Genomic DNA, 15176 nt, shown 5'->3' with positions numbered 1-15176 from the left:
ACTGCTGCCAGACTTTGTCCGTTCAGTAATTTTGAAACAGCCCGTTTCGTTTATCTGTTCAAATGTTCCTGAACCACATTACCAATTACCCTGTGCCCCGTTTTGGATCAGAAATTAGAATTACCCATTGCTAAATGGACGCTCAAAAGACACAATAAAACAAGACTTCTCATTCCCAAATTTTCTTCAAAATTAAAAATTAGGGCATTAATGTATTGTTAAGGCATGTAATATTTTAATTAATTAATTTCATCTTGCACCAATAAATAAATAAAAGTGATTTTTAAAAGGATAAAACCTCCACTTCTTAGGTATACTCTGATAGTTATTGCCCTGCTTATCACTATAGCCACAATATTTGTGCTAAGTGTTTATTTTGGTGTCTGGGGAAAAGTTCCCGACAAGAAATCATTGGCAGAATATCAACACCCACAAGCTTCAGAAATATATACCGCAGATAGTGTGCTAATTGGAAAATATTACCTGACTGATAGACAACCTATATCGTACCATAACATCCCAAAACAATTAATAAATGCCCTTATAGCTGTTGAAGATGAGCGATTTTATGAGCATTCCGGAGTAGACTACAAAAGCTTGTTAAGAGTTGCTGTAAAAACAGTTTTATTGCAAAATAAGGCCTCTGGCGGGGGCAGTACCATTAGTCAGCAGTTGGCCAAAAATCTATATCCCAGATCAAGAACGGGAAAATTTTATTTGACCGTTGATAAAATTAAAGAAATGATAGTTGCCTCGAGACTTGAAGAAATTTATAGCAAGGAAGAGTTGTTAATGCACTATTTAAACACAGTTTCTTTTGGTGATAATACTTTTGGCATAGAAAGTGCCTCCTTAAAATTTTTTAGCAAAGGCTCCAACAAACTAAAGATTGAAGAAGCTGCAGTTCTGATAGGAATGTTAAAAGCTACCTACACTTATAATCCGAGAGTTTTCCCTAAAAATAGTATTCAACGAAGAAATCTGGTGCTGAATTCAATGGCAGACCGAGGCTCTGTCAAAGCAGGAGAAAATGATAGTTTAAAAGCTCTGCCGTTAATTATTAATTATAGAGATTATGATCATAATCATGGATTGGCTCCATATTTCAGGGAAGAAGTACGAAAACAAGTTCTCAATTGGTGTAAAAAACAAAATGAACATGGAAATTCCTATAATATTTATACTTCGGGGCTCAAAATTTATACTACTCTGAATTATAAAATGCAGATTTTAGCAGAAGAAGCTATGAAGACTCATATGAAATCACTTCAAAAAAGTTTTGAGAAAAGTTATGGTAATTCTGCCCCCTGGCTCACAAATAAAGAATTAATTCTTAAAACGGTTAAGAAATCAATAGCCTATAAAAATCTAATTAAACAGGGGTTGAATGAGGAACAAGCCCTGGATACCTTAGGACAGAAGAAAATAATGACGCTTACTTCATGGGAAGGGGAAAAAGAACTCGAAAAAAGTTCAATTGACAGCGTTAAGCATTATATGAAATTTCTAAATACCGGTTCTATCTCAATAGATCCGGGTACTGGCGCTGTTAAAACCTGGATAGGTGGAATTGATTATAAAGTTTTTAAATATGATCATATTTCTCAGAGCAGAAGACAGGTGGGGTCTACATTTAAACCAATAGTTTATACGGCAGCATTGGAAACCGGAATTGAACCCTGCACCTATTTTTCCGCAGAAGAAGTAGCCTATAAAAATTTAGAGGGTTGGTCTCCTTCAAATTCTGGGAATAAAGAAGAAACCTTTATGAATTATTCTATGAAACAGGCATTGAGTAATTCTGTGAATACTGTGGCGGTAAAAGTTTTGGAAAGAACAGGTATAGAGAATGTCCTGGATCAGGCTATAAAAATGGGTATTACAGAAGATTTACCAAAATTACCCTCTATAGCTCTCGGTACAGGGGAAATTGGTGTTGAAGAATTGGCAGGAGCGTATGCCAGTTATGTAAATCATGGGAAACCAGTTGAACCCATATTGATAAGTAGCATAAATAACAACAAAGATTCCATACTTGATACTTTTACTCCAACTATTTCAAAAGTTCAGGCTTATAGTGAAGAAAACCGGCAGATTATGCTCGAATTTATGAAAGCCACGATTAATGAAGGAACGGGAAGCAGAATAAGAAATATCTATGGATTAAAAAATGATATTGCTGGTAAAACCGGAACAACACAGAATAATAAAGATGCGTGGTTTGTAGCACTTACCCCTAAATTAGTTCATGTAACCTGGGTAGGTTTGGATAATCATGAAATAGGTTTTAAGAACACATCACTTGGGCAGGGTGCCAGTGCAGCATTGCCTATTTTTGCGATTTGGATGCAAAAATTAAATAGAGATGCGTCCTATAATTACATAACCCGGGCCAGGTTTATTAAACCTGATGCTGCGGTACTTTCCATGCTTGAATGCGAACCTGTAAAACGGGACGGCTTCTTTAAAAGACTTTTTAAAAATCCCAAAAAGAAGAAAACTAAAAAATTCAAGCAGTAAAGTTAACATCACACCTGTAGATCATGGTAATTTGTAGTTTAATAAAATTTTAAAGAATATTGCCTTAATTTTACACTTTTATAACACTTAAAAAGTTTGTCAGTTATCCAAAAATAGTTCAATTAAATACTTGGGAATATGTCGTTCACAATAAAACTCCGGTCGTTTGCAGAAAAGGCATTGTTCCCTAAATAAAAACGGAGGATATTTGTATCTGGTTTTTATTAAAAACGATTTTAAAATTTGTCTAGACTTCCTTTAATGTCTGATCCATATAAATGGTAAAAACACTTACTTTTTTAGCCTTATTTTTTACTTCTATAGTATTTTACGGACAGAGTAATATTAAATCCTCTATTTACTACGGTCAGAATAAAACCAAATCGTTTATTGTTAAACATGTTAATAAGATTATTGTCCCCGATGGGGTTTTGGATGAACCTATTTGGGAAACAGCCAATAGTGCCAATAATTTTTGGGAATATTTTCCTCTGGATTCCATTCAGGCCAGACAGCAGACTGATATTAAAATGTTATATGACGATAATAACCTTTATATAGGAATTACGGTATATGCCTTGGGCAAGGATTATGCCATTCAATCGTTGAAAAGAGATTATCGGGCCGGAAACAGCGATAACATCACCTTGCTTTTTGACACATTTAGTGATGCTACAAACGCCTTTTTATTTGGTATCAACCCTTATGGGGTGCGGAGAGAGGGCCTTGTTTCAGGGGGAGGCCAAGACTTCAGGAATTTCACAACAACCTGGGATGTAAAGTGGAAAGGAGATTCAAAGATTTATCATTCCTGGTACACGGCTGAAATGGTTATTCCACTCACTTCATTTAAGTTTAAAGAAGGAGAAACAAAATGGAGGTTTAACAGTTACCGGTTCGACAGTCAATCTAACGAAACCAGTACCTGGATGAATATTCCACAAAATCAAAGCATGGCAGGTTTGACATTTATGGGGGATATGGTTTTTGAAAAACCCCTTGGTAAGTCCAAAACCCCACTAGCTCTCATACCCTATGTAAACAGTAGTATTCTTAAGGATTTTGAAGAAGACAATACTACTAATAAGTTATCGGTTGGAGGAGATGCAAAAGTTTCTATTGGCAATAGTATGAATCTCGATATTACAGTAAACCCGGATTTTTCTCAGGTTGAAGTAGATGACCAGGTTACAAATCTCACACGTTTTGAAGTTTCTCTTCCCGAAAAAAGGCAGTTCTTTATAGATAATAATGATCTGTTTGGTAGTTTTGGTGATTCAAGAGATGCTAACCCCTTTTTTTCAAGAAGGATAGGTATTGCAAAGGATACTGCAGATAATACCATTGAAAATAAGATTATAGGTGGTGTCCGATTAAGTGGAAAATTAACAAAAGACTTACGTTTGGGTTTTCTTAATCTTCAAACTGCTTCAGATGAAGAGAATGAAATTCCATCTAATAACAATATGATGCTGGCTTTACAGCAGAAGGTTTTTGCAAGGTCAAATATTGGTGTCTTCTTTATAAACAGGCAATCTATTAAAGATTACGATTTTCTCTTACCAGAGGATAAATACAATCGGGTCCTGGGGCTGGATTACAATTTAATTTCAAGGGATAATCTGTGGAATGGGAAGTTCTTTTTTCAAAAGTCATTTCAACCAGAGAGTAACGGAAAAGATTTAGCCACGGGTGCACGCCTGGAATACAATTCCAGAAATTATAATATTTCTGGTAAATTAGTTTATGTGGGCGAAGATTTCAGATCAGATTTGGGATTTGTTCGCCGTACCGATATTCTTAAAAGCTTTGCTCAATTCGAACGAGTTTTCTGGCCCAAAAATAGTTTTATCCAAAATCATGCCTTCCAGTTCTTGCCCATAGCCCTTTGGAGTCCTAGCATGGATTTAAAAAATACCGACTATGACTTAAGAGGTCAGTGGGAAGCAAGATTTAAAGACCAATCCAGATTCAGTGCAGAATTCTCCCATAAGTTTACTTTTTTAATCGATGAATTCGACCCAACGGATACCGATGGTGGGATACCATTACCAGGGAATCAGGGATATTATTACAACAGTGTTAAAGCTGAGTTCAACTCTGATCGTAGAAAAATTTTCTCCTATTCTCTTGAACCTTCTATTGGCCGATTTTTTAATGGAAACCGCTTTACTGTTCAAGGCGGAATGACTTTTCGTTTCCAACCTAAAGTATTTCTCTCCATGATAATGAGGTACGATAAAATTGAATTGCCAGACCCCTACCCCAGTGCAGACATTTGGCTGATAAGTCCAAAGATTGAAGTCACCTTTAGCAAATCAGTTTTTTGGTCAACCTTAATTCAATATAGTAATCAGCGAGACAATTTTGGTATTAATTCCAGATTACAATGGCGTTTTGCTCCCCTTTCTGATCTTTTTCTTGTTTATAATGATAATTATTTTGTGGATGGTTTTGCTCCAAAGACAAGATCTATTAATCTAAAAATAACTTATTGGTTGAATATTTAGGCTCATTTTTATAGTAAATAGCCCCATCTAATTTCATTATATTTGAAGGCTTTTCACCATTAAATAATCTTCCATGAACCATTTACCAATAACTGAGGATACCGTAATTTTTGGATTGTTATGTCTCTGTCTTGGATTCGTATTTTACACCTCTTCTATTAAAACCGGATTTTGGAAAAAATTCTATGCCATAGTTCCGACACTTCTAATGTGTTATATGCTACCTGCAATTTTAACCAGTTCGGGACTCATCTCTGAAGAAAATTCAAAGCTGTATTATATTGCCAGCAGGTATTTACTTCCAGCGGCATTGGTCCTAATGACATTAAGTATAGATCTTAAAGCTATAGTGAACCTTGGTTCCAAAGCGCTTATTATGTTCTTAACAGGAACTGCCGGTATTATCATAGGAGGTCCCATAGCTATTTTAATAGTTTCCACTTTTTCCCCCGAAACGGTGGGCGGAAATGATTTTGATGCGGTATGGAGGGGCTTATCGACAATTGCGGGAAGCTGGATTGGTGGCGGGGCAAACCAGGCTGCAATGCTTGAAGTTTTTGCTTATAACCCCAAAAAGTTTGGTGATATGGTCTTGATAGATATTGTTGTAGCTAATATTTGGATGGCCATAATTCTTCTGGGTATTGGGAAGTCTGATAAAATTGATAAGTGGTTAAAAGCTGATACTTCTTCCATTGAAACCCTTAAAACAAAAGTTTCTGAATATACTGCAAAAATAACCCGGGTTACAACACTTCACGACTATATAATTATGTTGAGTTTGGCGTTTACAGCAGTTGGTATTGCTCATTTTAGTGGCTTCCATTTTTCAGAATTCTTACAGGAAAATTTTGAAGTTATCCGGAATAAGCAAAAAGCCCTTTCTTCCCTGGGTTCAGAATTTTTATGGATGGTTGTTTTTGCTACGACCATTGGTATAATCCTGTCCTTCACAAAGGCCAAAAGTTACGAAGGAGCCGGAGCAAGTAAAATAGGAGGGTTATTTATCTATATTCTTGTGGCTACCATTGGAATGAAAATGGATTTAGGAAGTTTTTTGGACAAACCAGGTTTAATTGCAGTAGGTCTAATCTGGATTTCCATTCATGCAGGATTATTAATACTTGTGGCTAAAATTATCAGAGCTCCTTACTTTTTCCTGGCCGTGGGAAGTCAGGCAAATGTAGGTGGAGCGGCATCTGCACCAATCGTGGCCGCAGAGTTTCATCCATCGCTTACCTCTGTAGGCATTCTACTCGCTGTCCTGGGTTATGTAGTTGGGACCGCCGGTGCTTATATATGTGGCCTACTTATGGAAATTGCATCAAAAGTTTAAATTTCCAATAAACTTTAATGATATTTGCGACAGAAATAAAATACTATGAGGAGCGTAATAATTATTGTACTAAGCTGTGCCATATTAGGATCTTGCGGAACTAAGGATACCGAAAATACCATGACAGTTACCGGTAAGGTAAAAGGATTAAAAAAAGGCACTCTTTATCTTCAACATATACCGGACACTTCTCTCGTTGTAATAGATTCACTTAAAGTTGCTGGTGATGGGAATTTCCTGTTTAAAACTGAGCTGGAAAGTCCGGAGATTTTTTATTTATACCTCGATAAAAAGGACAATAATGATATAAATGACAGGATTACTTTTTTTGGCGAACCCGGTACAATAACTATTAACACCAATTGGAACACATTCGATACCAAGGCCAAAATTGAAGGTTCTGAAAACCAGAAAAAACTTGAAGAATACGGGAAAGTCATGTCCCGTTTTAACACTAAAAATCTGGAAATTATCAGGGCAGTTTATGACCCCGAGACCCCTAAAGATTCTCTAACTCAGGATTCCATTCAAAAAGCTAGTGACATGAATATCAAAAGGGGTTACCTCTTTGCTCTAAATTTTGCTCTTAATAACAAAGAATATCATATTGCTCCTTATATAGCCTTAAAAGAAGTGCCGGATGCAAATGTTATTTACCTGGATTCTATTAATAATTCATTAAGTCCGGAAGTAGCCAATGGTAAATACGGGAGGGCTCTTCAAGAATATCTTGAAGAGAAAAAGAATCAATAATACAAGTGGTATAGACCTAGGGTAATTTATTAAGTTTATCTACTAGCCCTCTGGCTTTTTCTTCCAGTTCTTTGCGTACGTTTTTTAGGTGTTGCTTTTTATTGTCCACACCTTTTGCATTTACTTTTGTAATTAAATCATCAAAAGTAGCAATCGCACCATCAATAATCTCTGACCCTTCTTTAGAACCTGGTTTATCATTGGAAGCCTCAACAATATAAACTGCTTCAATAATATCTCCTAATACGTAATTTATATCTTTTTTTAATTCTCTAATATTTGCCATTGCTCAATAATTTTGTGTAAAAGTACACTTTTTCAAATAGTAATTTCCAGAAGTTTGGCTTGTTCAGCACTCAAAAGTACATGGCTGGTAATAGCCGATACTAAAACTGTTTCGCCTTTTTTAATCAAGATTGATCCAAATTCGTTCTCTATTAAAACTTCGCCGTCAATACACATGTATATAGTAAAAGAATCCTGATTGGAAACATCGAATTGGATATTTTTATTTAAACTGATAAAGTTGGTTTTAAAATAGGGACAATTTACCATTGGGTTAGAAACGTTTGTTTCCTTACCATAGATAACTTTAAAGTCGTCTTGCCTGTCATAACTAATAGCGTCAACCGACAATTCTGTATGTAATTCCCTTAGATTTCCCTGAGCATCCTTTCTATTATAATCGTACACCCTATAGGTTTGGTCAGATGTTTGCTGTATTTCTGCTATTAATATCCCTGCGCCTATGGCGTGAATTTTGCCTGCATTTATAAAATAAGCATCACCTTCACTTACATTTTCATAATTTAATAGGTCTGTTAAGGTATCATTCTTCAGGCTTTCTATATATGTTTCCTTAGAAATATCTTCTTTAAACCCAATTATTAACTCCGCATCATTTTCGGCATCCATTATATACCACATTTCGGTTTTGCCAAAAGAATTATGACGTTTTCTTGCAAGTTCATCATCAGGATGCAACTGAATGGAAAGATCTTTTTGGGCATCAATGAATTTAATAAGGATTGGGAATTCTTTTCCAAATCGTTCCAAAACACTTTTTCCAAGTATCTCTTCAGGAAATTTATTAATCAAATCCGTCAGTGTAGTTCCTTTAAAAGAACCATTGGCAACAATTGATACATCTCCGGCTACTCCAGATAATTCCCAGCTTTCTCCTATGAGATCACTTTCCAATTCTTTACCTAATAAGGTTCCCAGGTTTGTGCCTCCCCAAAGTCGTTCTTTAAGTATAGGGTAAAATTTAAATGGATATAAGTTCATTTCGATTTCAATTTCTTAAGCGCATTTAAGGCCTTTTTCATATGCTGCGAGGCATTTAGACTATTAAATACCATCAATATCACTCCTTCCTTGCTTACAACATAAGTTTCTCTGCCCGGAAGTAAATTAAACAACTTACTCTCTACTTTAAACAAAGCACGTACTTTCTTATGTTTATCGGCCAAAAGTTTGAATGGTAAGCGATATTTTGATGCAAATTTACGATGTGTATTCTCAGAATCGGTACTGATGCCAATGACTAGTGCCCCAAGTTCGGTGAACTCCTCATAATTGTCTCTGAAAGAACATACTTCTATAGTGCAACCAGGGGTGTAATCCTTTGGATAAAAGAAAATCACAAATGGTTTTTTGCCTACTATCTCTTTGCTGTTGAATAACTTGCCATCCTGATCGGGTAGCGCAAATTCCGGTATTACCTGCCCAACTTTCAGGCCCATGATTTAGCCATTGTAGGTGACAAAATTACGAGCTGTTTCAAAAAGAATAACTTCCAGCTCATTGTTTGATTCTATATGGGGACGTAATTTATTGTAGATAAAAATGACTATATTCTCTGCAGTTGGATTTAATGTCCTAAACTCCGGAACTTCAACATTTAAATTCTTATGGTCCAAGGCATCTTCTACCTCAGACTTTATCAAATCTTTCAGAATTTTCATATCTATGACAAAACCGGTCTCCGGATCAATTTCTCCTGTCACACTAACTACTAATTCATAGTTATGTCCATGATAATTGGGATTATTACATTTACCAAAAACTGCATTATTTTTATTATCATCCCAATCTTTACGGTATAAGCGGTGGGCAGCATTAAAATGCGCCTTACGGCTAACTTTTACTTTCATATTGTCTCATAGTTTTGAACAAGATGATCGTAAAACTTTTCAAATATTATTTTGAACCACACCGTGTATGTTTGGGGGTTATCCATAATATCTTTTTTAATTTTTGCGGGACTCATCCATTTCCAATCTGCCACTTCGTCTTTATTTATAACAGGTAGGTCATCATAATATCCAATCATTACGTGGTCAAGCTCATGTTCGGTTAAACCATTGTCAAAAGGTGCTTTATAAATAAACCAGAAAAGTTCCTTTAAATCTGTTTTAAAACCCATTTCTTCCTGCAGTCTCCTTTTACCTGCTTCTAAATTGGTCTCGCCCTGACGTTGATGACTACAACAGGTATTTGTCCACAATGAAGGAGAATGATATTTATGCTGAGCCCTTTGCTGTAACATAGTCTCACCGTTTTTATTCATAATAAAAACCGAAAAAGCTCTATGAAGTACGGCCTTTTCATGAGCCTCCATTTTAGGCATTAAACCAATCTCTTCGTCTAATTGATTTACGAGAACAACATTTTCCTCTTTTTTATTTCCCATCTTGCAAAAGTAGCATCTTTACGCAATATTCCGGGTTAAGAGTGACAAAAGTTGATTAAGTGAGTGAACTATATATGAGATAATTCTAGAAGAAGCGTGGAGACTTTAAGTTTCCTTTGACTTTAATAAATTCATATCTCAAAATTATTTCGAAGGAACCATTATTAAAAGTGGCCTGTCCCAATTCAGTAATTTCCCTGTCATACGCTACGCCTATTAAAAATGAAGGGGACAACTGAAATCCTATAAGTGCACTAAACGCAGCATCCCACCTGTAAGCGAGCCCCATGATGAGTTTATCATTGTACATAAAATTTGCCGATAAATCCAGCCCCAAAGGCGCACCTTGTACTGCTTTGAGCAACAGCGCAGGTTTAAACTTCCAAAATGCACTCATGTCAAAAACATAACCTGTAATGAGATAAAAATTCATTTGCTCCTTTGCCGTTGAAAGAGAGCTCTCATCAAAATGAGAGGTTTCCAAAATTCTGGGAACGGATAATCCAACATAAAACCTATCTGTATGGTAATAGACTCCACCTCCTATATTGGGTGTAAACCTATTGGTAATATCCTCCTGTAATGTTGGGTCCGGTCCGCCGGGGTTTGTTACATCCTGGTTTAACTCAGAAAACCTGATATCTAATAAACTTGCACTTGCCTTTAACCCAAAACTTAATCGCGATTCCTTAGCCAGTTGTATGCTGTACGAAAAGTCCAGATCAAAAAATGTTTCTGAGGTAGGTCCTATTTGGTCGTTTACAATCGATAATCCAAGACCAACACCCCTATAGCCCAAAGGTGTATGCATATTGAAAGTTTGCGTTGTTGGTGCTCCATCCAAACCTACCCATTGAGACCGATATAATGCTGCTATGCTCATATGGCCCCTGGAACCGGCATATGCCGGATTAACACTCACCGTATTGTACATATATTGAGTATACTGTGCATCCTGCTGAGCATAAAGAATTTCCGTCAATAGAACAACCAGAAGAAAAGACAATGTTGTCAGGCTTCTTTGCAAATAAATTTTATGTGTCAATTTTAGCATTGGTTTATCTATTTATGTATATGTATCCTGATAACGATTTCTGTATATCATCATCATTTACATAATCAAGGATATAGAAATATGTACCTACTGGTAGTTTATTGTCTACGTCTACAGTTGCTCTACCCTGAGATGTACCGTCAAAGACATTACCCTGGGTATTATAGGCATTGGTCGTATAAACTTGTACACCCCATCTATTATAAATTCGAATGGTATTATTTGGGAAATCTTCAAGCCCTCTAATGCTTAAAACATCATGAACTCCGTCTCCATTGGGAGTTACTACGTTGAATACCTCAATGTCCTCTTCACTTGCATTAGGTTCTAAATAATCTGGTATACCGTCTGCATCCATATCATCATTGGTAAAATCTCCGTCCCCATTGGTATCCTCCATTGCAGTAAGTATAAGGTCATCGTCATCATCTGTATCCCTGTAATCAGATTCGGAATCACTATCTGTATTTGGCAACATATCAAAAGGGTCATCAATTTCGTCGTTTACATCGTCATCAATAGCTGTATAACCTTCATAACCGTCATCAAGACCATCATTATCCTTATCAGATCCTATAAAGACATAATCTGGAATGCCATCATTATCCATATCATGCCCCTCAATATTATCTGGAACATTGTCATCATCACTATCGGTATCAACATAATCCGGGAGACTATCACCATCTGTATCCACAGGAAGAATTCCTAATCCACCGCCATTCTCATATACATCATCGAGACCATTATTATTGGCATCTATCCCACTCGGAGCTGTATAATCGGCAGTTGATTGCGCTTCTACATTATCCGGAATACCGTCATCATCACTATCTATATCCAGATAATCTGCTATACCGTCACTATCTGTATCTGTTGGATTTGTTGAAGGGTCATTATCACCGTCTAAATTTAAATCTTCAAAACTGTCAACTATACCATCATTGTCTGTATCAAGGTCCACACCAATTGGGTTTACCAGAATAGTGACTGTAGCAGTACTGCAGTTCGATAAACTATCACATAGGGTATAAGTAAATGAATCTGTTCCTATAAAACCTGGACTTGGAGTATATGTAATATTATCATCAGAAGGATCTCCCGGAGTACCGTTATTATTGATTACGGCTGTGCCATCAGACGGATTTGTATTGGTGAGAGTACCTATTGTAGGAATATCGTTGTCATTAGCTAATATATCTATATCAACGGCAATATCTTCTATTGTGGCAATAGAATCAGGCAATGTGTCTACTATAGGCAACACATCTACCGTAACTGTTGCTGTACTGCAATCTCCAGTGGTATTGCAGACCGTGTAATCGAATGAATCGGGCCCATTATAATCCGGATCTGGTGTATATGTAACAATATCATCTGTTGGATCATTCGGAGTCCCGTTATTATTAATACTAACAGAACCATTAGCAGGATTCGTAGCTGTCAAAGTTCCTATTGTAGGTAGATCGCTATCATTGACATAAATTGGGACCACGATGGAAGTATCTTCATCGAGCGTAATAAGATCATCTACCAAAGTGGCTGCTTGCTGCAGACAAACCACTGTGAAACCAGGGAGATCAATTGAATTACCGGCTTTATTTATTGTAGCTACATAACGAACCACCGAAGTTGTTGATGTAACAACCGGTTGTAACTGATTACCCGCAACAGCAGGGTTCCAGCTTACAGTGGCACTGCCACTGACATTTGCGGTAATGTCCAGAGTAACCTGGTTATCAGGAGCTGTACAATCTGTTAATATAAAGTATCCTGTGGCATTTGAACCACACAAAGTACCATCATAAGTGGCAAAGTAAACCCCTGGTGTACTGGTCTCATAAAAGAAATCTGTACTTAAAACTGTTGAAGTATCTGAAGCTTCATACCATCTATAATTACTTTCATCTCCGCTGTTAGGTGCCTGAAGCAAAAATTGGGCATTGGATGCACTAATCCCCAGTAATGTAAAAACAATACTGAGGACTAGAAGATGATATCTGTTATTAGTCTTCAAACCTATTGTGAGCTTTTATGTCTTATTATTTAACAACAAATACAACGTTTATTAAAGAATTGTAACTTGTGGGTTGTCCTATAATATCGTACGTCAGGACTCCACTGGCATTAATGCTCATGTTAGCAAAAACTGCAGGATCCGCATAGGTTACATAATAATATAAATCTGCTGCTGCATAAGTGGGAACTGCCGCAGGTGCACCAGCACTTGCTACAGTTGGCGTTCCAAACTGGGCTATATACTGTGCGTAAAGGTCTTCCGTATATCCTACTCCATTTGTAGAAGCATCCACCGCTATTGAAGGCGGATAGAATATCCTGGCAGCTTTAGAGGTAATGGGTGCTATATCCTGTATTACATCCTCTACTGTTGCTTCCGTATTTCCGTCGCCATCCACATCTACAGGTACATCAGAATTTACTTCCGAAGCCGTTTGGTCATCCGTGCCTAAACTTGTAAGAGGGACAGACAATGTTCCATTACTATCGGTAATATCAAGATTGCCTGCGTTTACAGCAAAGACCGTGTTCACCTCATTGGTTACACTACCATCTACTTCCGTAGCGGTGATCACATAAGGATCTGCCGTGGTCCCTGTGCCGGTTACCACATTGATCCCTGCGCCGGTGACTACCGTTTCTGAGCCATCAGCTACCAATCCTGATAAGTCAACCGTAAGGTCACTACCATTCTCAATACCTACCGTTAATATGTTGGTCGCTCCATTGAGCGTTAATACGTCGATATTCTGATCGTCTGTACCAAGTGATGCAAGGGGTACTGATAAGGTACCATCGCTATCGGTAATCTCCAGGTTCCCTGCGTTTACAGCAAAGACTGTGTTCACCTCATTGGTTACACTACCATCTACTTCGGTGGCTGTGATCACATAAGGATCTGCCGTGGTTCCTGTGCCGGTTACCACATTGATCCCTGCACCAGTGACAATTGTTTCTGAGCCGTCAGCTACCAATCCTGATAAGTCAACCGTAAGGTCACTACCATTCTCAATACCTACCGTTAATATGTTGGTTGCTCCATTGAGCGTTAATACGTCGATATTCTGATCGTCTGTGCCTAAACTCGCAAGGGGTACGGATAAGGTACCACCACTATCGGTGATCTCCAGGTTTCCTCCATTTACGGCAAAAACTGTATTCTGTTCGTTAGTAGGATCACCATCCAAATCCGGGCTGGAGCTGCCTCCAACTGCTTGCCATGCTGCACCGTCATAAACATATAATTGTCCGGCTACATCATCTACATAGGTAACTCCACTATTACTTGGGACAACAGCAGGTGCTCCTGTTCCAATTAAAGTAAGCTCATTTGTCAAGTCCTCGTCGGAATCTGTTGAATTTACAGTATAATTACCATTACCATCATCAGTAACTGTAATTGCACCTGTTCCAGCCACAACTGTCTCAGCAAGTGAAGAAAGATCTACCGTTGTAGAACTTCCATTCTCAATATCTATTTGCAATTGGTTAGCCCCATCGAGAGTAGCTCCGGTAAGATTTTGATCGTCACTACTGCCAGCAGACAACTCGTCAATAGCTGCCTGTACGTCTGTGGCTGTTAAGCTTGAAGCTGTATTATCATAGGGGTTACTTCCGGCATTGGTATCAATTGTCTGGGTAGCCCCATCTTCATTAGTATAAGTATAGGTGCCATTACCATTATCTACCAACCCGCTCATGGTTTCTGTAAAAGTGGTAATCGTACCATCCTCCGAAGTGTAGGTAAAGCTGCCATCCCCGTTGTCTACCAGGGTGGTGATAACATTATTGGTATCGATGGTCACCGAAGTGCCAAAGTCGTCTGTAATTGTGTACGTTCCATCAAGATTGTCTACAACCGTGGCGATCTTTGCATCAAAGATAGTAGCTATCCCATCTTCATTCGTATAGGTAAAAGTACCGTTACCATTATCTACTAACCCGCTCAGGGTTTCTGTAAAGGTGGTAATTGTACCATCCTCTGAGGTATAGGTAAAACTGCCATCCCCGTTGTCTACCAGGGTGGTGATAACATTATTGGTATCGATGGTCACCGAAGTGCCAAAGTCGTCTGTAATGGTATACGTTCCATCAAGGTTGTCTACTACTGTTGCGATCTTCGCATCAAAGGTAGTAGCTATCCCATCTTCGTTCGTATAGGTAAAAGTACCGTTACCATTATCTACTAACCCGCTCAGGGTTTCTGTAAAGGTGGTAATTGTACCATCCTCTGAAGTATAGGTAAAACTGCCATCCCCGTTGTCTACCAGGGTGGTGATAACATTATTG

At 37.7% G+C, this 15176-nt stretch carries 12 protein-coding genes; 4 read left to right on the top strand and 8 right to left on the bottom strand.

The annotated features are described in order from the left end of the window. Positions 1 to 276: 276 nt before the first annotated feature. From ABJH90_RS00090 to ABJH90_RS00075, 4 genes are all read left to right on the top strand, one after another. Positions 277 to 2520: a transglycosylase domain-containing protein gene (locus ABJH90_RS00090; RefSeq protein ID WP_348139412.1), complete on the top strand. Its 2244-nt coding sequence runs from the start codon at positions 277 to 279 to the stop codon at positions 2518 to 2520. A 278-nt stretch (positions 2521 to 2798) separates the two neighbouring features. Next, complete coding sequence (locus tag ABJH90_RS00085) at positions 2799 to 5030, top strand: DUF5916 domain-containing protein (RefSeq protein WP_348139410.1); 2232 nt, start codon at positions 2799 to 2801, stop codon at positions 5028 to 5030. Between the two features lie 73 nt (positions 5031 to 5103). After that, positions 5104 to 6366, top strand: a complete 1263-nt coding sequence (locus ABJH90_RS00080; RefSeq protein WP_348139408.1) for a DUF819 family protein — start codon at positions 5104 to 5106, stop codon at positions 6364 to 6366. Positions 6367 to 6411: 45 nt separating this feature from the next. Next, positions 6412 to 7119 (top strand): DUF4369 domain-containing protein, encoded by a 708-nt coding sequence (locus tag ABJH90_RS00075; RefSeq protein ID WP_348139406.1) that lies wholly within the window; start codon positions 6412 to 6414, stop codon positions 7117 to 7119. A 16-nt stretch (positions 7120 to 7135) separates the two neighbouring features. Here the strand turns inward: ABJH90_RS00075 and ABJH90_RS00070 are convergent, their stop codons facing one another. From ABJH90_RS00070 to ABJH90_RS00035, 8 genes are all read right to left on the bottom strand, one after another. Continuing rightward, on the bottom strand, positions 7136 to 7405 hold the full coding sequence (locus ABJH90_RS00070; RefSeq protein WP_348139404.1) for a hypothetical protein: 270 nt from the start codon (positions 7403 to 7405) through the stop codon (positions 7136 to 7138). 32 nt (positions 7406 to 7437) lie between these two features. After that, a complete protein-coding gene (locus ABJH90_RS00065; RefSeq protein WP_348139402.1) occupies positions 7438 to 8406 on the bottom strand; it encodes a type I phosphomannose isomerase catalytic subunit in 969 nt (322 codons plus the stop codon). After that, entirely contained in the window at positions 8403 to 8864 is a 462-nt protein-coding gene (locus ABJH90_RS00060) for a peroxiredoxin (protein WP_348139400.1), read from the bottom strand. Before ABJH90_RS00060 ends, ABJH90_RS00065 begins: the two co-directional genes overlap by 4 nt. Positions 8865 to 8867: 3 nt before the next feature. Next, positions 8868 to 9275 (bottom strand): 6-carboxytetrahydropterin synthase, encoded by a 408-nt coding sequence (locus ABJH90_RS00055; protein ID WP_348139397.1) that lies wholly within the window; start codon positions 9273 to 9275, stop codon positions 8868 to 8870. Next, positions 9272 to 9814: an isopentenyl-diphosphate Delta-isomerase gene (idi, locus tag ABJH90_RS00050; RefSeq protein WP_348139395.1), complete on the bottom strand. Its 543-nt coding sequence runs from the start codon at positions 9812 to 9814 to the stop codon at positions 9272 to 9274. Before idi ends, ABJH90_RS00055 begins: the two co-directional genes overlap by 4 nt. A gap of 85 nt (positions 9815 to 9899) precedes the next feature. Beyond that, entirely contained in the window at positions 9900 to 10868 is a 969-nt protein-coding gene (locus tag ABJH90_RS00045) for a type IX secretion system membrane protein PorP/SprF (RefSeq protein ID WP_348139393.1), read from the bottom strand. A gap of 4 nt (positions 10869 to 10872) precedes the next feature. After that, on the bottom strand, positions 10873 to 12885 hold the full coding sequence (locus ABJH90_RS00040) for a gliding motility-associated C-terminal domain-containing protein (RefSeq protein ID WP_348139391.1): 2013 nt from the start codon (positions 12883 to 12885) through the stop codon (positions 10873 to 10875). 25 nt (positions 12886 to 12910) lie between these two features. After that, positions 12911 to 15176: hypothetical protein (locus tag ABJH90_RS00035; RefSeq protein WP_348338020.1), on the bottom strand; the 2266-nt coding region annotated here is incomplete at its 5' end.

The organism is Eudoraea sp., assembly GCF_039969275.1.
Taxonomy (GTDB): Bacteria; Bacteroidota; Bacteroidia; order Flavobacteriales; family Flavobacteriaceae; genus Eudoraea.
This window is presented reverse-complemented; position numbering and strand designations above follow the sequence as displayed.

Excerpts from the sequence above, each read along its gene's own strand:
- ABJH90_RS00085 (WP_348139410.1), top strand. The coding sequence starts at position 2,799 with ATGGTAAAAACACTTACTTTTTTAGCCTTATTTTTTACTTCTATAGTA.
- ABJH90_RS00080 (WP_348139408.1), top strand. The coding sequence starts at position 5,104 with ATGAACCATTTACCAATAACTGAGGATACCGTAATTTTTGGATTGTTA.
- ABJH90_RS00075 (WP_348139406.1), top strand. The coding sequence starts at position 6,412 with ATGAGGAGCGTAATAATTATTGTACTAAGCTGTGCCATATTAGGATCT.
- ABJH90_RS00070 (WP_348139404.1), bottom strand. The coding sequence starts at position 7,405 with ATGGCAAATATTAGAGAATTAAAAAAAGATATAAATTACGTATTAGGA.
- ABJH90_RS00065 (WP_348139402.1), bottom strand. The coding sequence starts at position 8,406 with ATGAACTTATATCCATTTAAATTTTACCCTATACTTAAAGAACGACTT.
- ABJH90_RS00060 (WP_348139400.1), bottom strand. The coding sequence starts at position 8,864 with ATGGGCCTGAAAGTTGGGCAGGTAATACCGGAATTTGCGCTACCCGAT.
- ABJH90_RS00055 (WP_348139397.1), bottom strand. The coding sequence starts at position 9,275 with ATGAAAGTAAAAGTTAGCCGTAAGGCGCATTTTAATGCTGCCCACCGC.
- idi (WP_348139395.1), bottom strand. The coding sequence starts at position 9,814 with ATGGGAAATAAAAAAGAGGAAAATGTTGTTCTCGTAAATCAATTAGAC.
- ABJH90_RS00045 (WP_348139393.1), bottom strand. The coding sequence starts at position 10,868 with ATGCTAAAATTGACACATAAAATTTATTTGCAAAGAAGCCTGACAACA.